This window comes from Spirosoma aureum, from assembly GCF_011604685.1.
GTDB lineage: Bacteria > Bacteroidota > Bacteroidia > Cytophagales > Spirosomataceae > Spirosoma > Spirosoma aureum.
Genome location: NZ_CP050063.1, coordinates 4893293 through 4911752, shown reverse-complemented (window position 1 = coordinate 4911752; position 18460 = coordinate 4893293). Strand labels below are relative to the sequence as shown.

Below are 18460 nucleotides of genomic sequence, written 5' to 3'. Positions count from 1 at the left end.
GTCTGCTAAAGCGATTTTGGCGACACGGCATTAAATCATACTCAGATACCGGGGAAACTGGTCTTTCCAGACTGGCCAGTCGTGGTTGCCCCAGGGAGTAACATCGAGCTTATGGTGAATGCCCTTGCGGTGCAGAATGCCCGACATTTTATAATTGTCATCTTTACAGAAATCATATTCCGACGTGCCCAGCACGATATTCATGTGGTAAAATTCGCTATTCTGAGCGTTTGGCAGAAAATCGGGCGGATTGTTGAAATAAACATTCTCGTCGTAGTACCCGCCCAGGAATGACCGGATATCGAAAGCTGCGCCCATCGTGAGCAAATGACCGACCTGTTCGGGATGGCGAAACGCAAAATTCAGGGCATGGTAGCCGCCAAATGAGGCACCCGATACACCTATTTTTTTGACATTGCATTCACGCTGGATTCCCGGCACTAATTCCTCATGCAGAAAGCGATCATAAAGAACGTGGTTCCAGATGCGCGTGCCAGGGTGCAGGTGCTTGGCATACCAACTATCGCGGTCGATGCTGTCAATACAATATAATTTAACTTTACCCGTCTCCACAAACCAGCGCGCCGTTTCCGTCAGGCCGAAGTCTTTATACTCATAATAGCGCCCCATTGAGGTCGGAAACAGCAATACGGGATAGCCCCAGTTGCCATAAACGAGCATCTCTATATCGCGACCGAGGTGATGTGAGTACCATTTACGATGATCTTGCTGCACTGTACTGTTTGTTTAGAAGTGGCCTGTTTTTTCGGGTGAAAAATAGAGGAAATAGCTCGTATCGACAAAAATAGACCATCATAAGCCGAAAAAATCCCTACTTTGCATGTTGTGATACCATTAATTCTGACATTCTTTGCGCTTATGGCTGACCATTTACCGGCCTTCTTTCCGGCCGAGTCATCCACCGTAACGGTTCGGCACGATGATTCGTTAATTTCTGTTCCGCTTCGTCGAGCTATTCATCTCGACATTATTCTGCCTCCAGATTATTCGCAACGAAGCACACCTTATCCAGTTTTGTACCTGAACGATGGCCAGGATCTTACCCGGTTGCAAATGACCCGTGTGCTGGATTCTCTCTATCAAAAGAGGGCGATCCAGCCGTTTGTACTCGTGGCAATTCATGCCGGTGATCGGATTCAGGAGTATGGCACCGCTGCCCGACCCGATTACATGAATCGGGGTAGCAAAGCCGGATTGTACACCGATTTTGTGCTGACAGAACTGCTTCCATACGTTAAAAAACACTATAACATTAGTAGCGAACCGACGAAAAGTGTCTTTGCAGGTTTTTCACTGGGCGGTCTGTCCGCGTTTGACATCGTATTTCATCACCCGGAACATTTCAGCCGATCAGGGGTATTTTCGGGGTCATTCTGGTGGCGGAGTAAAAGCACGGAAGATGGCTACCGCGACGAAACCGACCGGATCATGCACGATCTGGTCCGCAAAGGTTCGCATCACCGGCAGCTGAAATTCTGGTTTGAAACCGGTACTGACGATGAAACCAGCGACCGTAACAACAATGGCATCATCGACTCTATCGAAGACACAACGGATCTGATTGCAGAGTTAGTCCGGAAAGGCTATAGCCGAACGGAAGAAATTCGCTATGTGGAGATTGCAGGAGGCAAACACGATCAGGAAACCTGGAGCCAGATTTTGCCGGATTTCCTGATATGGGCGTTTGGTCAATAGTTGATGACTTTGACTGACTCCGGTAAGGGTACTTGATTAGAAAAAATCACTGATAGCGCTTTTAATGGTATTGGTCGATACAATAAATGGTTTTCGGGTAATTGTAATGGCGATCGGCGTTTGCGAGTCCGATACGGGATCTAAAACCTGATAGGTACCCTCAATGGCACCGATACCCGTCTGGATATGGAAGTTTCCATTAGTTGAATCACCTGTAAATTGACCACCTTTTTCGGAGATGGCCGAGCTGGCTTTCGCGGTAAATTGGTTGGCTGTTCCGGGGAAATCAATCGTGAATGTGCTCATTGTCGCTTTATTTAAACGGGTTCGTGTCCATTATATAGTGTAAGACGAATCGCTTTTGGAAAGTTTTCAAAAAAACGCTAATAAAATTTGCCCCCATTCCACGCAATATCTAGAACGCTGTAAAGTAAACCCTTATCTGATGAAACGTTTGATAATGATAAAAACGCTGGCACTATTGGCTATAGTTGCCTGCAAAAGCCCTGAGTTGACCTCACCTCCAACGGCCCGTAAAATGGTCTGGTCTGATGAGTTCGATAAGGCGGGTTTACCCGATTCGACCAAGTGGTCTTACGAAGTGGGGGGCAATGGTTGGGGCAATAACGAATTGCAATTCTACACAGCCAAACGGCTTGAAAATGCTCGTGTCGAAAACGGAAAACTTATTATCGAAGCCAGAAAAGAAGCGTATCAGGGTAAAAATTATACCTCGGCGCGGTTGATGACACAGGGTAAAACAACCTGGACCTATGGTCGAATTGAAGCCAGGGCCAAACTACCCGCCGGCCGTGGAACCTGGCCCGCCGTCTGGATGCTCGGTAAGAATATACAAACAGCAGGCTGGCCAAAATCCGGTGAAATTGACATCATGGAACACGTCGGTTTCGACGAGGGCGTCATTCATGGCACAGTTCACACAGAAGCGTATAACCACGCGAAGAAAACCGAAAAAGGAAAGGCCATCCCCATTAAGGGCGTAGCGACGGATTTCCACCTATACGCAATCGAATGGACTGCCGACAAAATCGATTTTTTCGTCGACGATCAGAACTATTATACCGTTCAGAAATCGACATTGGGCAGCGCGGAGGCCGAGTGGCCATTCGATAAGCCGTTTTATCTGCTTCTAAACGTTGCCGTAGGCGGAAATTGGGGCGGGCAGAAAGGTGTTGATGAAAGCATCTGGCCGCAACGGATGGAAGTCGATTACGTACGGGTTTATCAATAAACAGTAAGAACCTGTAGAAATAAAGCAGTAGCCTACTTGACTGAAAATGGGTATCTAATCGACAAGGCTAGGTACTTTTTTTGTATTCTGGCCTAAACTGATTGTCGGCCATTTGCTACGAGGAATGGATAAATCGTCAGATAGGCCGTTTTCGCAGTTGAATAAGGGGAGTTTTTTGCGGGCGAGAGATTAAAATGGATCCTCTCCATACATACGCCGAATCTTATCGCGGGTGCGCTTCAGTCGCATTTTGACCGCGCTGTTTTTCAAATTCAGCTGTTCAGCTATTTCCTTAATATCAAGATTATCTTCATACTTCATGCGCAACATGAGCAATTCATCTCCCGAAATGGCTCCCATTGCCTTATCCAACTGCTGCAACTGAAATTCTTTGTTATCCTGATCAGTTGAATCAGTCCAGATATAATCCTGATCCTCTTCTAAAGCGACTGTTGAATTTCGATTGGACTGGCGGATCTGGTCCATGCAATAGTTGTACGAAATGGAGTACAACCAGGTTGAAAAAGCCGACTTTTCCTGAAATTTAGTAAGGTTTCCATGTACGCGCAGAAAAATATCATGCGTATAATCTTCTGCCTTAGCTGTATCTTTTGTGAGTGATAAACAACGCCGATAAACTTTGGTTACATAGCGTTTATATAATGTTTCAAAGTAGTCATTTTGATGAGTGTTCAGATGCATTTGTATTAACTCCTCATCTTTTAATAAATGCTTCATGGGTTAGGAGAGTAGTAGGGCAGTTGAGTAAGCCTTTACGGCTGGCTTTTTGTGCTTGTTGTACTTGAGAGAACAATAAACAGATTGGCAAGCACAAGAATTGGAATACTAAAGTGTACTTGGTACGCTTTAAGTAAGAAAATTAGCTCCTTTGCATATAACTTTAATTACGTATATAGGTAATTTTTTTAGATAATATATTAAACGGTATTGAAAAGATCTATTTTTTATATTTATTATATTAGATAGTATACTTAATCTGTTGGATAAAAAAACGAATTGGCTTGCCCTGAAATGATCGACTGATCCTAATAAGGTATTTAGTCCCTATAATATGTGGAGTACTCCTGTTTGCTCCAATGTTCCAAACAAGAGCACGTTCTCCGGTGAGTGGTTTGACAGAGATTAATGGTCTACTTTTTTTCGACTTTGCCCGTCTTTGCGGATACCTAAATAATAACCAACAGTGTTGGGATAAAGCTTGCCCATATCGGTTGCAATCGCCGTATTTACGGTCAAGCCATTAAGCACCGGGAGCATTGTTGAAATAGAGAGAATACCGGAAAACTGCCGAACTGCCTGTGGAAAGGGGACTTCATAGGTCCCAAGATTTTCACTGAAAGAGGCTTTGGCCTGAAAATGGAAAAAACCATGAACATGTCCCGAAAGACCAATGTGCATGACAGCTACGCGGTTGTTGTTGGAGAATCCATAGCGTGGCAGATCGTTGCGGCTGTTATCGGAAGGTGTAATAAAAGGCGTTCCGAGTGTCATTCCGTAGCGCGACCAGCCATCCTGATACTGGGAGTGATTGAAGTAATTGTCGCGGCCACGTTGTTGCTCGCTGTTGTCTATAAAAAGTGATCCGCCCTGATTCTCCGTATAGAGGTACTCGAAAAGAACCGATTCGATCTGTAGCCCACGAGGCTTTAATGGTCTCAGATTACGAATGCGGACCCCATTTAAGCCATCGCGCAGGTTCGTGAGGTGAAACAGGGAACCATCTTCATAAATGCTCTGACGATAAGCAAAGATCGAATAGGAGTGGGCAACATACTCAAAGCCCAGATCGACCGTGCCAAGGTGATTGCCTATCCGATTCTCCCGGTCGAACTGGCTAATCCGATTGGTATCGACGTTAGAACGATTGCCGAGTGAACTGGCCGAAACCACGTCAAGATAGTCGCGGAAGGTGGAAGGCAAGAGGTTATTTTTAATGCGCGTATTGGGTAGTTGTGTGGTCGTGCCCCCCCACATGACCTGGTGATTGATACCGCCGTATAGTTTCAATCGCCAATGAGGTTTGCCCAACCGCATGTAAATTGCCTTTTGATGCAGACGTGTATTTTTAACGAACCTGTCTATTTCAAACCAGCCATGGGCATAAAATCCCTTTATGGCAAACAGCCCTTTTCGGGGCGTGTACTCCGGAATCGATATCTGAAACTTAAGCATGGGAAGCGCATTGCCAGACATGCTATAGGATCCTGACGTAAGTGTCGTGTCAACCAGACCAATCACTTCACGTCGACGCCCCGCCCAGATTTCTACGGACCCCAGCCGTACCTTCGCGTAGGCTTCCGGAATAAGTAATCGTACACTATAGCCAGCATTCAGAACAGCTTCTGCCCGCCATCCCCAGTCCACCCGACGGTTAAGAGCCTGTAAACTATCCCGTTTACTTTTTGGCGCATCGTGATAATCAACATGCATCGCGTGTCGTAAAGTCAGCGTGGAATGATCCATTGGAACGATGCCGTATTGATTTGTCCTGAGCCAGAACGGATTCTGACCCGATGACGATAAATAACTACCTACCTCCGTTTGATAGCGTAAAGGTTTCAGGGTTTGACTAAAGCAACTGGACACCAGGAACAGACAGGGTAAAAGTAAACGCATAGGCTACCGAAATTCATTTTGCCGGAACTACCAATTAGATCATAAAACCTGGTATTCCGTCACTGTCTACACCAGAATACTTAATGTAAGCAGATACATAAAATATGCCATTCTTTCCAAAAAAGGTTTTGTAAGTATATTTATTATTTTTAATAATACACTTAATTGGTCGTTTATATAATGCCTATAGGAATAAAAAGAGGGGCAGAATAGAATTCTTATTCAGCAGAAAAGGCCACTGAAAATCAGAATATAACAGCTTCCAGCCTGGCCAATACACTAATGGCATATAAATTGATCGGTATGTTTTTTTCGAAACGCCGTCAATATTGACGTACCTTTGTAAAAGATTTAGAAATCCGGTTCGATAGAACCGAAACTGTTGTTAAAACAACAGTTTTGTTCTTCATCAACTTTTTATAGATATGTTTCTGTTATTGAGATGATTACCGATATTCTGAACAAATACCCGTCAGGGGAGTATTAAAAAAATAGCCAATATCACTTACTATTAAGTTGTCAGCCTATATTATTACCGAATGGTTGTTGATCCCGTCCAGCAACCACCTAAAGCTATAAGTCGGCAGCTTTACTTTTTGCTTGAATAACCTATGGTTCCCAACGACGAACTCATTCGAATCATTGACCTCCTCAATACAACGTATGAAAGCGAGGAAGCCTGGCACGGCCCTTCGGTAGTTGAAGCCCTTCGGGGCGTAACCCCTGAAATGTCGGGTCGACGAATCACGCCCAATACGCATTCCATTGCCGAACTGGTCTTTCACATGACGAGCTGGCGGATCTTTTGCGTCAAAAAGATGCAGGGCGATGCCACCTTCGATATTACTACCCCTGAAAAAAACTTTGGGGCTCTGCCCGATAAAATTGATGATTTCGAATGGGAAGCCCTCGAAATGGAATTGAGTTTAAGCCAGGAAGAACTGATCAACGAGCTGGATAAGCGTGACGACGATGAATTCCTTGAGGATATCGTGCCGGGTCGCGATTATACCTATTATGACATGCTGCACGGAATCGTTAACCACGATTTGTATCATACCGGTCAGATCATGATCCTCAAGAAAGCACTGACGTTCAAAGGGGCAGGTTCACAATTTGCCGATGATGATGAGGATGAATATGGATCGCCTTATGGTAGTAGTCAGGAGCATGATGATTATTATTGAATGCCGTATACATCCTGCGTTTTTATTTCATGGCTCTCCGGAGCCATTTTAATAGGCTCATTGACCAACCCGCTGCTTGAATTACTGGCTTGTTAAATCCGAACCCGACACATACGGGTGGCATCATTTCACGAAACAGGGCCGTGCCGTATGGGACGGTGTTCGTAACTATCAGGCGCGTAATAACCTGAGGCTGATGCAACTGGGCGATCAGGTACTATTCTACCATAGTATACTGAATCCGGGTGTAGTGGGTCTGGCTACGGTCGTGCGGGAAAGCTACCCCGACCCAACCTTCCCCGATGCGTCGGCTCCGGCGCGCTGGTTCGTGGTCGAACTCGAACCAGTCATGGCATTGGCGAAACCGGTTACGCTGGCTCAGATAAAAGCCGAACCGATGCTCGCAGCGATTGGCCTCATTAAACAGTCGCGTTTATCAGTCATGCCAATCAGGCCTGATGAGTTTGAACTGATCCTGAAAATGGGAATGACGGGTGAAGCCGGAAGCGTGTAAACTCTTTTCCTCCATCCTCCTTCACGAAATTAATATGCCCGACATTCATCTCATTACCCCCGCTCCCTGGCCTGACTATGAACTAATCGACTCGGGCGATTTTCAGAAACTCGAACGCTTCGGTGATTTTGTACTGGCTCGCCCTGAACCACAGGCTATCTGGGATAAATCATTGTCTGATCGTAATTGGGACGAGCAGGCCCATGCGATATTTCGACGCGACAGGCAGTCGCCCGAGCGGGGAGACTGGCAAACAACCCCCGACATGCGCGATCCCTGGTTTGTTTCCTTCCGACAGGGGGGGCTGAATCTGAAATTCAAGCTTGCCTTAACGACTTTTAAACACGTTGGTCTGTTTCCGGAGCAATCCGATAACTGGGCCTATATCCACGATACGATTAAAAAACTGTCGTCGGGCGTATCCCGCCCTAAGGTACTCAACCTGTTTGCCTATACCGGGGGCGCTTCGCTGGCAGCCCGGCAGGCAGGAGCCGACGTAACCCATGTAGACGCCGTGAAACCCGTAATCAGCTGGGCTCGCGAAAACATGGATCATAGTGAGCTTGACAACATTCGATGGGTGGTTGAGGATGCGGTAAAGTTTGTTCGTCGGGAGGTCCGTCGGGGTAATCACTATAATGGCATCATTCTGGACCCACCCGCCTACGGTCGTGGCCCTGATGGTGAAAAATGGGTGCTCGAGGAGCACCTCAATGAGTTGCTTAAATCCTGTGCTGATCTGCTCGACCGCGACGACTTCTTTTTCATTATCAACCTTTACTCGTTGGGTTTCTCGTCGATTCTGCTGGATAACCTCATGCGGCAGGTATTCGGAATGGTACCCAATTCCGAATGGGGTGAGTTAGTTGTCGAGGATAATTATCATAAACGTCTGCCGCTGGGTGTTTTCTATCGGTTCGCATCCGTTTGAATTGCCTAACTTTGTTGAAAATGATTGATAGATCGACTAGTGTACGGATTGATTCCTGATCATACGAACGGGACATACATCCGCCACAGCCAAATCCATCAACTCCAGTCATGCGTCTGAATTTGCTCCTAGTTCCCCTTATTGCTACACTCCTGGCCTGTGGCAACGATGATCGGCAAACGGCCAGGATACCGGATTTTCCGAAACCCGGCGACAGTAGCCGTACGGAGGGGGCTCTGCGAGCCCTGACGCGAGCCATTAATCAATCCTCTCCCGCGTCGGCCTATGCCAAACGGGCTGTTATTCTGCTGGCTATGGGTCGAATCAATCTGGCTTTGAGTGATATAGATGAAGCCATCAGCCGAAACGACAACGCCGGATCGTATTACCTGACACGTGCCCAGATTTTGCGGGCGCTGCAGCAACCCGAAAAAGCGCTCGTTAATGCGCAACGTGCTGAAATTCTGGGCATTGATACACCTGAACTATATACGTTGATGGGCGATCTCTTTCAGCAACAAAATCAGTTTCCCCGGGCACAGCTTTACGTAACGAAAGCCCTGCAAATGGCTCCCTACGATGGTGAAGCTTATTATTTTAAAGGGCTGATGACAGCCCGGCTGGGTGATACGACCCAGGCATTGGCCTTATATCACCAATCACTTCGTTTAAAGCCACGCTATCTGGATACTTACAACCAGCTGGCGTCGGTATATCGGTCGCAGGGCGATCGTAATTCTGCGTTGGCTTATAATAGCCAGGCATTGCGTTATTTTCCCAACAACCCCAAATTATATTACGGACGGGGCCTGATCTACCACATGGCGGGTGAACTTGATAGCGCCATGACCTGTTATCAACAGACACTGAAGGTGCAGCCGAACTACTATCAGGCGTATTTTCAAATCGGATTGATTAACCAGAAATACCGGAATTATTACGTTGCATTGGCCAATTACGAGCGAGTTCAGCAGCTTCGCCCGCAGTTCCCACGCATCGATACATACCTGGGTTATTGTCATGAGCAGATGGGTCAGTATGATTTGGCGATTGCTGCCTATACGAAAGCTACCCGGCTAAATGCAGCCGATCAGCAGGCAGCCGCTGGCTTATGGCGATCACAACGGCGACAATATTCGCAAAACTCATATAACTCGTTATTTTTGCCGAATACACCGGATGAAGCACTGACACCGACGCAGAATCGCGCCACACTCGACACAACCCGTGTCCGTGTATCGACCATTCAGCCCAAGTCGCAGGTACCGGCTGGTTCCGGTGATTCGCTCCGGCGAACCATCAAGCCGATTGGCCAGAATTAATGTTTACCAATTCATGCATTAAAAGTAAGTAGCTTACAGTTGTAGGTAGGCTGCGGGTACCCACAAATAAATTAGTACACAAATGATTGCGCAGGACGAACAAATCCGCGTAACGCTACCCGACGGGAGCGTTCGGCAGTATCCAAAAGGAAGTACCGGGCTGGATATTGCCACCCAAATCAGTGAAGGATTGGCCCGCAATGTGCTGGCTGCCAAAGTCAATGGGGTTGTTCAGGACGCTACGCGGCCCATTGAAGAAGATGCGACCATCCAACTCCTGACCTGGAACGACCCTGAAGGGAAAGCAACCTTCTGGCATTCGTCGGCTCACTTGCTGGCCGAAGCGCTTGAAGCCTTGTATCCGGGCGTCAAGTTCGGTATTGGACCCGCTGTTGAAACAGGATTCTACTACGATGTTGATCTGAATGGTCAGCCTTTTTCGCAGGAGGATTTTAAAAAGGTTGAGGATAAAATGCTCGAACTGGCCCGCCAGAAACAGCAGTATATCCGCAAGCCGATGAGCAAAGCCGATGCGATTGCCTATTTTACAGAAAAGGGTGATCCGTATAAGCTGGACCTGCTCGACGGACTCGAAGATGGCACCATTACGTTCTATAGTCAGGGTGATTTTACAGACCTTTGCCGGGGGCCGCATATTCCGAATACGGGCTTTATCAAAGCCGCCAAACTCATGAACGTAGCCGGAGCTTACTGGCGCGGGAATGAGAAAAATAAGCAGCTGACCCGGATTTACGCCGTTACGTACCCCAAGCAAAAAGAACTCGACGATTACCTGTATCTGCTCGAAGAGGCCAAAAAACGGGATCACCGTAAACTGGGTAAAGAGCTGGAATTATTTGCCTTTTCTGAAAAAGTAGGGCAGGGGTTACCACTCTGGCTGCCGAAAGGAACCATGCTGCGCGAACGGCTGGAGAACTTCCTGCGGAAAGCCCAGATACGGGCGGGTTACTCGCCGGTTGTGACCCCTCACATTGGCAGCAAGCAACTCTATGTAACGTCGGGACACTGGGAAAAATATGGCGAAGACTCGTTCCAGCCAATCAGAACTCCTGATCCGAACGAGGAGTTTCTGCTGAAACCGATGAACTGCCCGCACCATTGCGAGATCTATAAAACCAAACCGCGTTCCTACCGCGATCTGCCCCTTCGACTGGCTGAATTTGGTACTGTTTATCGGTATGAGCAATCGGGAGAGCTGCACGGACTGACCCGCGTACGGGGTTTTACCCAGGATGACGCGCATATCTTCTGCCGCCCCGACCAGGTGAAGGAAGAGTTCATGAAAGTGATCGATCTGGTCATGTACGTCTTTAAATCGCTTGGATTTGACGACTATAGTGCTCAGATTTCACTCCGTGACCCGGAAAATAAAACGAAATACATCGGTTCTGACGATCTTTGGGAAAAAGCAGAAGCGGCTATTATCGAGTCGGCAGCCGAAAAGGGTTTATCGACGGTTACGGAATTGGGTGAAGCGGCCTTCTACGGTCCCAAGCTTGATTTCATGGTCCGCGACGCGCTCGGTCGGAAATGGCAACTCGGTACGATTCAGGTCGATTATAACCTGCCCAATCGTTTCGAACTGGAATATATTGGGGCTGATAACCAGAAACACCGGCCCGTCATGATTCACCGGGCGCCATTTGGTTCGCTGGAGCGGTTTATTGCGATCCTGATCGAAAATTCAGGTGGAAATTTCCCGCTCTGGCTATCGCCGGATCAGATTGCGATTCTACCGATTTCTGAAAAATATGAAGACTACGCGAACGATTTGTTTTTCAACTTGCAGGAACACGACATTCGTGGCTTTGTCGACCTGCGTGATGAGAAAATCGGGCGTAAAATTCGGGATGCGGAAGTAAATAAAGTGCCGTTCATGCTTATCGTTGGCGAAAAAGAAGCCGCCGATGGTAAAGTATCGGTCCGCCGTAAAGGGCAGGGCGATCTGGGCAGTATGGGTATCGACGAGTTTGTCAAGGCATTCCAGTCAGAGGTTAAACTATGAGTGGGCAGTCTTCAGTGGGCAGTTTGTAAGGTCTATAGTTGGTTACTTACTGCAAACTGAAGACTGCATGTTGTTTAAATCTTGCGTAGAATCAGTATTTTCGATAGTTTCCCGAACTTTTTGGAACAACGAACGTTATCCAAGCGATTTTAAAAATTAGTTACACTAAACACAATCTATGGCATTACCCCAGCGCAGACCACCTCGTCGTGTGGTTGAAGAACCGTACAAAGTTAATGAGCGCATTTTGGCCCGCGAGGTGCGGGTGGTCGGTGAAAATGTAGAGCAGGGAATCTACGACATAAATAAGGCGCAGGCTATGGCCAAAGCGCAGAACCTCGATCTAGTCGAGGTGTCGCCCAACGCTGTGCCGCCCGTCTGCCGTATAGTTGACTACTCCAAGTTCAAATACGAGCAGAAGAAAAAGCAGAAAGAAATCAAAGCCAACGCTACCAAGGTCGTAATCAAGGAGATCCGATTCGGTCCCAATACCGACGATCACGATTTCGAGTTTAAGCTCAAACATGCCATCAACTTCCTGAAAGAAGGCGCAAAAGTGAAAGCCTACGTTCAATTCGTTGGGCGGGCCATTGTTTTTAAAGACCGTGGTTTCCAGCTATTGGAGCGTTTTTCTAAGGGACTTGAAGATTATGGCAAGGTAGAGGCAGAGCCCAAACTCGAAGGAAAACGGATGAGTATGTTCCTGGCCCCCAAAGTAGTTGTTCCTAAAAAATGATCGCGGATGGACTAATGAGGGCTTAGGCCGATTGACGCAAACACAGGTTCGAGCGACTCAGTAACTATCCTCCTTCTTTTCCGCTGGTCACATAATCATTCTGTTGCAAAAAACTAGTCAGGTTGACTTTAAGAGTAAAGTCAACCTGACTAGTTTTTTGCATTCATTCAGAATTAACGGCTGGTGCTGCACTTAGCGAAGGCAGTATTCATTTTTTTTGTATCTTTGCGGCCTGTTTACTTAATTTCCCATACAAAGCGGTTTACTGCAATGCCTAAAGTAAAAACCAATTCGGCCGCCAAGAAGCGTTTCAAGCTGACTGGCACCGGAAAAATCAAGCGGAAGCACGCCTTCCACAGTCATATTCTGACGAAAAAGACGACCAAGCAGAAGCGTAATCTGGTACACGACACGCTGGTATTCCCAGCCGATGAGCGTCGTATCAAAGCGCTGTTAAACGTCTAAGTTAAAGAAAAGACGCAGTTGCGTCTTGGTTTCACGTTTCACCCGATGCCAGGCCTTAAAGAGTAGGCTGCATGCAGTACGCAACAGGCATTCTGAAAACTGCCCGCTGACACCTGCTGACTAGCTTTCCGCCCGTCGTCAAAAAACACAATTTATTATGCCACGTTCCGTCAATCACGTTGCCTCACGGGCGCGTCGGAAAAAAGTAATGAAGCTGGCCAAAGGTTATTTCGGTCGGCGTAAAAATGTTTGGACGGTTGCTAAAAACGCCGTTGAAAAAGGTTTAGGTTACGCTTATCGCGACCGTAAAGCCAAAAAACGGGATTTCCGCGGCCTCTGGATTCAGCGGATCAATGCCGGTGCCCGGATCAATGGTCTGTCATATTCGGCTCTGATGGGTGCACTGAACAAATCAGGCATCGAACTCAACCGTAAAGTATTGGCCGATCTGGCCATGAACCACCCGGAAGCATTTGCCGCCGTTGTGGAACAAGTGAAGTAAACAGAACATAAAAGGAGCGGGGAGTGAGTAATAGGATTGACACATGCGTCAGTACTCCTACTACTTACTCCCCGTTCCTTTTACTGTAATTACGTCTGCACCAGTTTCGTTTTGATGCCAGCTCGTTCGCCATCCGCCTGTCGACCAAGGAGAAAAACATCAATTTCGGTTTCTCCTGCGTGAAAAACCTGCCGCCCGGTCAACTCAGTTTCCAGTAGTTGTTTCAATTGCCGGAATATTTCAGTCCGCGCTTTTTCTTCGTCTCCGTACCAGTCCTGTTCGGTAATGACCGGTTCCCAAAAGTCATTTTCGGGCACTTCTTCCACATACACTTCGGGTGGCAGCATCTGCCAGTCTTTAATCTGACTAACAGTTAGGGGTTCCTGCTGGTTAAGATAACACTGGACGAACTCAATGGGCTCGTCTGATTCGCTGGGATAGAGCAAATCGGGTAGCATCCCATTAATTCTATCGCTTAATTCTATTTTTTCGGATGCCTGACCGCTACTTTTTGGGTCTTCGTTCGTCATAGGGTGTATACTAGTTCACGGCAAAATAACGGATTCAATTCCAAGTGTCTGTCGGAATCTATCTAATTTTAGCGCGGGGTGTAATCGAACCTATTCCCGTTAATCCTAAAACAGTAAAAATCATGTTAGAAACATTAATGAATCTGGTTCAGCAGCATTCGGGTCAGGCTGTTATCAATAATCCGGCTATCCCGAACAGCCAGAACGACAGCGTTATGCAAACAGTCGCCAGTAGCATTTTGAGCGGACTGGGGCAGCAGGCGCAGGGTGGTGGACTGGGTAGCCTGCTCGGCATGGTTGTTAACGGCGGAAACGTTCAGCAAAGCCCCGTAACACAGGGAGTTCAGGATCACGTTGAGCAGAATCTGATGGAAAAGCTGGGTATTTCGCCCCAGGTAGCCATGTCGGTAGCGGCTGCTGTTGTGCCTATGGTATTGAGCAAACTGATGCACAAAGCATCTGATCCGAACGATTCGAGTGTGGATGGTAATACCATTCTGGGAGCCGCAACGGGTCAGCAGGGCGTTGATTGGATGGGTATGGCCGGTTCGGCAATGGCGGATGGCAAACTCGATATGAACGATCTGTTACGGGTAGCTGGTCAACAGGGTGGCGGTGGGCTTGGTGGAATGCTGGGCGGCCTTTTTGGTAAGTAATTAATTTTTAGCGTATAGAGTCCCGTAGTCAAAATCCAGTTTACAATGGCTATGACTACGGGATTTTTTACGATCGTTGAGAGAAAGATACCGTGTTGTCAGAACTGGAGAATCCGACTTACCAGAAGCAAATGAGTACTGGTCCGCCAACATCGACATATCTCTGCCGGTCTGCCACATTTTTTTGGTGTGGGTAACTTTTGCGCGACATTCTGGCCCAGTTAACTACTTTATTCTGCCAATCTGACAGCAAATCAAACATTTTTCCCGGCTGGCATTTGTATTGATAGATAGGATATGTCTGTCAGATTATACACAGCCAACTAAAGAAACTAAACCAGTTATGGGAAAGATTATTGGTATTGACTTAGGCACCACAAACTCGTGTGTGGCCGTGATGGAAGGCAACGAGCCGGTCGTGATCCCGAATTCAGAAGGAGCACGCACGACACCGTCAGTCGTCGCGTTTATGGACAACGGCAACGGCGAGCGGAAAGTCGGCGCACCGGCCAAACGCCAGGCCATCACCAACCCGAAGAATACGATTTCCTCGATCAAGCGTTTCATGGGTAAACGTTATGCTGAGGTAACCAACGAAATTAAAAACGTCGCCTACGACGTTGAAAACGGCCCCAACGCAACACCACGTGTCCGTATTGGCGACCGCCTATATACACCACAGGAAATTTCGGCACTGATCCTTCAGAAAATGAAGCAGACCGCCGAAGATTACCTTGGCCAAACAGTGACCGAAGCCGTTATCACGGTACCGGCTTACTTTAACGATGCTGAGCGTCAGGCCACTAAAGAAGCTGGACAGATCGCCGGTCTCGATGTAAAACGGATCATCAATGAACCGACTGCAGCTGCACTAGCCTACGGTCTGGATAAAACGAATCACGATCAGAAAATTGCCGTATTTGACCTGGGTGGTGGTACGTTCGATATCTCGATCCTCGAACTTGGCGATGGTGTATTTGAAGTGAAATCGACCGATGGTGATACCCACCTCGGTGGTGATGACTTCGACCAGGTTATCATCGACTGGCTCGCTGATGAGTTCAAGAAAGATGAAGCGATCGATCTGCGTCAGGACCCAATGGCTCTGCAACGCCTGAAAGAAGCTGCCGAAAAAGCAAAGGTTGAACTGTCGAGTTCGAATTCGACCGAAATCAACTTGCCATACATCATGCCGGTGAACGGTATTCCGAAACACCTGGTGCGGACATTGAGCCGGGCTAAATTTGAGCAATTGTCTGATTCATTGATTCAGCGGAGCCTGGAACCTTGCCGTCGCGCCCTGAAAAATGCGTCGTTATCGGCTAGTCAGATTGACGAAGTCATTCTGGTGGGTGGTTCGACCCGGATTCCGAAAGTACAGGAAGAAGTAGAAAAATTGTTCGGACGCAAGCCATCGAAAGCCGTTAACCCCGACGAAGCCGTAGCCATTGGTGCTGCTATTCAGGGCGGTGTATTGACCGGTGAAGTGAAAGACGTGTTGCTGCTCGACGTTATCCCGCTCTCGCTGGGTATCGAAACAATGGGCGGTGTATTTACCAAAATGGTCGATGCCAACACGACCATTCCGAGCAAGAAAGTAGAAGTTTACTCGACGGCTTCGGATAACCAGCCGAGCGTAGAGATCAACGTGTTGCAGGGTGAGCGGCCAATGGCGGCTCAGAACCGTCAGTTAGGTCGGTTTATCCTGTCCGATATTCCACCGGCACCACGGGGCGTCCCTCAGATTGAAGTAACCTTCGATGTCGATGCGAACGGTATTCTACATGTGACGGCTAAAGACAAAGGTACTGGCAAAGAACAGAAAATCCGGATTGAAGCCTCGAGCGGTCTGACCGATGCTGAAATCAACCGGATGCGTGAAGAAGCCAAAGCCAATGAAGCCGCCGATAAACTGGAGCGTGAAACGATCGAGAAAGTCAATCAGGCCGATTCGATGGTGTTCCAGACCGAGAAACAGCTGAAAGAGTATGGCGATAAGCTGACTCCACCGAATAAAACGGCCATTGAAGAAGCGTTGGCCCAACTCCGGACGGCCCACGGTTCCCGCGACTTATCGGCTATCGATGCGGCTCTGGAGAAGCTGAACGCAGCCTGGTCTACCGCTTCGACCGATCTCTACAACGCCACCAACGGCGCCGGAGGTCCAACAGATGGTGCTGGTTTCGACGGCGGAAATGCCAATCCTGGTAATCAGGGACAGCCAACCGGCGACAACGTTTCGGATGTTCCATACGAAGAAGTGAAGTAAGAAAGCATAAAGTAGCTAGCCCCGCCAAGTTTCCTCGGCGGGGCTTTTTTTTTACAATCCAGACTCAAGATATAGACGGGGTTATCGCTATTCAATGCATTCCTGATGGGTGGTGAAATTCATTGAATAGACAGGTATTTGCTTAACGATAAGACGGTAGTTGCCAACAAAAAACGGTCAGCTTCGAATGAACTGACCGTTTTTTGTCGTACTTAACTGATCCGGTTATTTGAAGGGCACGTTGAACTTGCCTTCGGTAAGGGTACGTTTTACGCCTTTGTCACTGTAGGCTGTGAAGGAGAATGTACCTTCGACATCAGTCGTGGTCATTTTGGTGATCGTAACGGTGCCGTCACCGGGTTGTACGCGAGTCGAGAAAGAATCCGAGCCATTGCCCAGAGAAAGCGCACCGAAATTTACGTAGCTTAATTTATGGGTGCCGACCAGAGCTGAATAGGGCAGGGCAATCATAACCACATCGCTGGTTTTGCTGTCGAGGCCATAAATCGCATAATAACCATCGTTGCCGGGGGCAACTACTTTGGCATAAACTAAATCAGGAATAAAATCCTTGCCGTCGACTTTCGTAGAAAAACCAGATGTAGTCTGAGTAGTCGACTGGCCCGGTGTCGTGGTGGTTGAGGGAGGGGTCGAAGTTGTCGGGGTGGTTTGCGTTGGAGCAGGCACTACATCGTCACCTTTTTTGCTGCATGACGTTAAACCGAAGATACCAGAAATAGCCAGGATTGCTACTACGCGTAAAGTTTTCATGATTGATTGCTAAATTATTGGGTCAGTGAACAAGTGAAAAGTTGGATTCTGTTTTACGATGTTTGAGTCGTCCGAGTCAGTGAGCGAGGAAGATTTTCGGTGTCTATTTCCCGTTGACGAATCAAAACTAATGCACCTGAAATGCGACTATCAGAGCGACTATACGGAAGGTGGTCCTGGCTTTACATGCGGTGGAAATAATCCGAAAACTGGCGGCTTTGCCCGGCAACCGAACCAGGTCTCAGATATGGGTGAATTGGACCCGTAAAATATGTCTGATAAGGTGTCTGGGGTGAACTAAACTCTTAATTTCGCCCAATGTCTTCTAAACCCTTCCTGCTCGTCGGGATAACCGACGATAGCCCTCAAAGCCAGAACATTCATACGCTTTCGGCACTATTTGACAAAGGCCTTGACTTGTTATACTGGCGAACGTCCCCGTATGCAGAAGCCATGAATTATTTGTTTCCAGCGGATTGGCAGTCTATGGTATTGCTCGCGGGCGATAATGCTATGGCTGTTCCTGCGCCGTTTAGATGGCATCTGAAAGAATCGAATCGACAGTTATTGCCGCCAGACGAATATAGCACATATGCACGGCGGCCACAGTCCTTTTCGACCAGTATTCACGACCTGCGTGATTGGCTCTTGCTGGCCGGACAGGTAGAACTGGTATTTTATAGCCCCATCTTTCCCAGCATCAGCAAGCCCGGTTATGGACCATCAGCCAGGCTGGACACGGTAGCTCAACAGCTAAAAACAATCCGGGAGAAATACGATAAACTGCCGCTGTTAATCGGTCTGGGCGGGATTGACGAAAATAACGTAGCCATGGTAAAGCAGGCCGGCTTCGACGGAGCCGCCTTGATGGGAGCCCTGTGGCAACAAACCGATCCAATCGCTGGATTCGAACGCATCCGGGCAGCTTTGCTTTCCTAACGCGGCT

At 47.8% G+C, this 18460-nt stretch carries 20 protein-coding genes; 14 read left to right on the top strand and 6 right to left on the bottom strand.

All coding sequences use genetic code 11. The annotated features are described in order from the left end of the window. Positions 1-30: 30 nt before the first annotated feature. Complete coding sequence (locus G8759_RS19415) at positions 31-735, bottom strand: esterase family protein (RefSeq protein ID WP_167211057.1); 705 nt, start codon at positions 733-735, stop codon at positions 31-33. 144 nt (positions 736-879) lie between these two features. Here G8759_RS19415 and G8759_RS19410 point away from each other — a divergent pair, with 144 nt between their 5' ends. Continuing rightward, a complete protein-coding gene (locus G8759_RS19410) occupies positions 880-1716 on the top strand; it encodes an alpha/beta hydrolase (RefSeq protein ID WP_167211053.1) in 837 nt (278 codons plus the stop codon). 36 nt (positions 1717-1752) lie between these two features. On the opposite strand, the gene G8759_RS19405 is transcribed toward G8759_RS19410, so the two are convergent. Beyond that, positions 1753-2022, bottom strand: coding sequence for a hypothetical protein (locus G8759_RS19405; RefSeq protein WP_167211050.1), 270 nt, complete (start codon positions 2020-2022; stop codon positions 1753-1755). Between the two features lie 139 nt (positions 2023-2161). On the opposite strand from G8759_RS19405, the gene G8759_RS19400 reads away from it, so the two are divergent. Continuing rightward, on the top strand, positions 2162-2968 hold the full coding sequence (locus G8759_RS19400) for a glycoside hydrolase family 16 protein (protein WP_167211047.1): 807 nt from the start codon (positions 2162-2164) through the stop codon (positions 2966-2968). Positions 2969-3157: 189 nt separating this feature from the next. Here G8759_RS19400 and G8759_RS19395 read toward each other — a convergent pair whose 3' ends face one another. Both G8759_RS19395 and G8759_RS36560 read right to left on the bottom strand, forming a co-directional pair. Then, positions 3158-3706 (bottom strand): RNA polymerase sigma factor, encoded by a 549-nt coding sequence (locus tag G8759_RS19395; RefSeq protein WP_167211044.1) that lies wholly within the window; start codon positions 3704-3706, stop codon positions 3158-3160. Positions 3707-4111: 405 nt separating this feature from the next. After that, the gene (locus G8759_RS36560) at positions 4112-5605 is read right to left on the bottom strand and encodes a capsule assembly Wzi family protein (protein ID WP_167211041.1); all 1494 of its coding nucleotides are present in this window, start codon (positions 5603-5605) and stop codon (positions 4112-4114) included. Positions 5606-6216: 611 nt separating this feature from the next. Between G8759_RS36560 and G8759_RS19385 the strand changes: the two genes are divergently transcribed. The 8 genes from G8759_RS19385 to rplT all read left to right on the top strand — a co-directional run bounded on the left by G8759_RS19385 (position 6217) and on the right by rplT (position 13288). Then, positions 6217-6792, top strand: a complete 576-nt coding sequence (locus G8759_RS19385) for a DinB family protein (RefSeq protein WP_167211038.1) — start codon at positions 6217-6219, stop codon at positions 6790-6792. A gap of 76 nt (positions 6793-6868) precedes the next feature. Then, a complete protein-coding gene (locus G8759_RS19380; RefSeq protein ID WP_167211034.1) occupies positions 6869-7306 on the top strand; it encodes an EVE domain-containing protein in 438 nt (145 codons plus the stop codon). Positions 7307-7340: 34 nt separating this feature from the next. Continuing rightward, positions 7341-8237 carry a class I SAM-dependent methyltransferase gene (locus tag G8759_RS19375; protein WP_167211031.1) on the top strand — a complete coding sequence of 299 codons (897 nt, stop codon included), beginning with the start codon at positions 7341-7343 and terminating at the stop codon, positions 8235-8237. Between the two features lie 110 nt (positions 8238-8347). Continuing rightward, positions 8348-9559 (top strand): tetratricopeptide repeat protein, encoded by a 1212-nt coding sequence (locus G8759_RS19370; RefSeq protein WP_197933031.1) that lies wholly within the window; start codon positions 8348-8350, stop codon positions 9557-9559. Between the two features lie 82 nt (positions 9560-9641). Further along, positions 9642-11585 (top strand): threonine--tRNA ligase, encoded by a 1944-nt coding sequence (gene thrS, locus G8759_RS19365; RefSeq protein WP_167211028.1) that lies wholly within the window; start codon positions 9642-9644, stop codon positions 11583-11585. 178 nt (positions 11586-11763) lie between these two features. After that, entirely contained in the window at positions 11764-12321 is a 558-nt protein-coding gene (gene infC, locus G8759_RS19360) for a translation initiation factor IF-3 (protein ID WP_162384347.1), read from the top strand. A 270-nt stretch (positions 12322-12591) separates the two neighbouring features. After that, on the top strand, positions 12592-12786 hold the full coding sequence (gene rpmI / locus G8759_RS19355; protein ID WP_162384346.1) for a 50S ribosomal protein L35: 195 nt from the start codon (positions 12592-12594) through the stop codon (positions 12784-12786). A 157-nt stretch (positions 12787-12943) separates the two neighbouring features. Further along, complete coding sequence (rplT, locus tag G8759_RS19350) at positions 12944-13288, top strand: 50S ribosomal protein L20 (RefSeq protein ID WP_111340765.1); 345 nt, start codon at positions 12944-12946, stop codon at positions 13286-13288. A gap of 89 nt (positions 13289-13377) precedes the next feature. Here the strand turns inward: rplT and G8759_RS19345 are convergent, their stop codons facing one another. Then, positions 13378-13818, bottom strand: a complete 441-nt coding sequence (locus G8759_RS19345) for a nuclease A inhibitor family protein (RefSeq protein WP_167211025.1) — start codon at positions 13816-13818, stop codon at positions 13378-13380. A gap of 122 nt (positions 13819-13940) precedes the next feature. On the opposite strand from G8759_RS19345, the gene G8759_RS19340 reads away from it, so the two are divergent. Both G8759_RS19340 and dnaK read left to right on the top strand, forming a co-directional pair. Further along, a complete protein-coding gene (locus G8759_RS19340) occupies positions 13941-14474 on the top strand; it encodes a hypothetical protein (protein WP_167211022.1) in 534 nt (177 codons plus the stop codon). Positions 14475-14817: 343 nt separating this feature from the next. Continuing rightward, entirely contained in the window at positions 14818-16743 is a 1926-nt protein-coding gene (gene dnaK, locus G8759_RS19335) for a molecular chaperone DnaK (RefSeq protein WP_167211019.1), read from the top strand. A gap of 225 nt (positions 16744-16968) precedes the next feature. Here dnaK and G8759_RS19330 read toward each other — a convergent pair whose 3' ends face one another. Beyond that, entirely contained in the window at positions 16969-17514 is a 546-nt protein-coding gene (locus G8759_RS19330) for a DUF6252 family protein (RefSeq protein WP_167211016.1), read from the bottom strand. Positions 17515-17572: 58 nt separating this feature from the next. Here G8759_RS19330 and G8759_RS19325 point away from each other — a divergent pair, with 58 nt between their 5' ends. Both G8759_RS19325 and G8759_RS19320 read left to right on the top strand, forming a co-directional pair. Further along, complete coding sequence (locus G8759_RS19325; protein WP_167211013.1) at positions 17573-17782, top strand: hypothetical protein; 210 nt, start codon at positions 17573-17575, stop codon at positions 17780-17782. Positions 17783-17832: 50 nt separating this feature from the next. Beyond that, entirely contained in the window at positions 17833-18453 is a 621-nt protein-coding gene (locus tag G8759_RS19320) for a thiamine phosphate synthase (RefSeq protein WP_167211010.1), read from the top strand. Positions 18454-18460 lie beyond the last annotated feature (7 nt).

Excerpts from the sequence above, each read along its gene's own strand:
- G8759_RS19410 (WP_167211053.1), top strand. The coding sequence starts at position 880 with ATGGCTGACCATTTACCGGCCTTCTTTCCGGCCGAGTCATCCACCGTA.
- G8759_RS19405 (WP_167211050.1), bottom strand. The coding sequence starts at position 2,022 with ATGAGCACATTCACGATTGATTTCCCCGGAACAGCCAACCAATTTACC.
- G8759_RS19400 (WP_167211047.1), top strand. The coding sequence starts at position 2,162 with ATGAAACGTTTGATAATGATAAAAACGCTGGCACTATTGGCTATAGTT.
- G8759_RS19395 (WP_167211044.1), bottom strand. The coding sequence starts at position 3,706 with ATGAAGCATTTATTAAAAGATGAGGAGTTAATACAAATGCATCTGAAC.
- G8759_RS36560 (WP_167211041.1), bottom strand. The coding sequence starts at position 5,605 with ATGCGTTTACTTTTACCCTGTCTGTTCCTGGTGTCCAGTTGCTTTAGT.
- G8759_RS19385 (WP_167211038.1), top strand. The coding sequence starts at position 6,217 with ATGGTTCCCAACGACGAACTCATTCGAATCATTGACCTCCTCAATACA.
- G8759_RS19375 (WP_167211031.1), top strand. The coding sequence starts at position 7,341 with ATGCCCGACATTCATCTCATTACCCCCGCTCCCTGGCCTGACTATGAA.
- G8759_RS19370 (WP_197933031.1), top strand. The coding sequence starts at position 8,348 with ATGCGTCTGAATTTGCTCCTAGTTCCCCTTATTGCTACACTCCTGGCC.
- thrS (WP_167211028.1), top strand. The coding sequence starts at position 9,642 with ATGATTGCGCAGGACGAACAAATCCGCGTAACGCTACCCGACGGGAGC.
- infC (WP_162384347.1), top strand. The coding sequence starts at position 11,764 with ATGGCATTACCCCAGCGCAGACCACCTCGTCGTGTGGTTGAAGAACCG.
- rpmI (WP_162384346.1), top strand. The coding sequence starts at position 12,592 with ATGCCTAAAGTAAAAACCAATTCGGCCGCCAAGAAGCGTTTCAAGCTG.
- rplT (WP_111340765.1), top strand. The coding sequence starts at position 12,944 with ATGCCACGTTCCGTCAATCACGTTGCCTCACGGGCGCGTCGGAAAAAA.
- G8759_RS19345 (WP_167211025.1), bottom strand. The coding sequence starts at position 13,818 with ATGACGAACGAAGACCCAAAAAGTAGCGGTCAGGCATCCGAAAAAATA.
- G8759_RS19340 (WP_167211022.1), top strand. The coding sequence starts at position 13,941 with ATGTTAGAAACATTAATGAATCTGGTTCAGCAGCATTCGGGTCAGGCT.
- dnaK (WP_167211019.1), top strand. The coding sequence starts at position 14,818 with ATGGGAAAGATTATTGGTATTGACTTAGGCACCACAAACTCGTGTGTG.
- G8759_RS19330 (WP_167211016.1), bottom strand. The coding sequence starts at position 17,514 with ATGAAAACTTTACGCGTAGTAGCAATCCTGGCTATTTCTGGTATCTTC.
- G8759_RS19325 (WP_167211013.1), top strand. The coding sequence starts at position 17,573 with ATGTTTGAGTCGTCCGAGTCAGTGAGCGAGGAAGATTTTCGGTGTCTA.
- G8759_RS19320 (WP_167211010.1), top strand. The coding sequence starts at position 17,833 with ATGTCTTCTAAACCCTTCCTGCTCGTCGGGATAACCGACGATAGCCCT.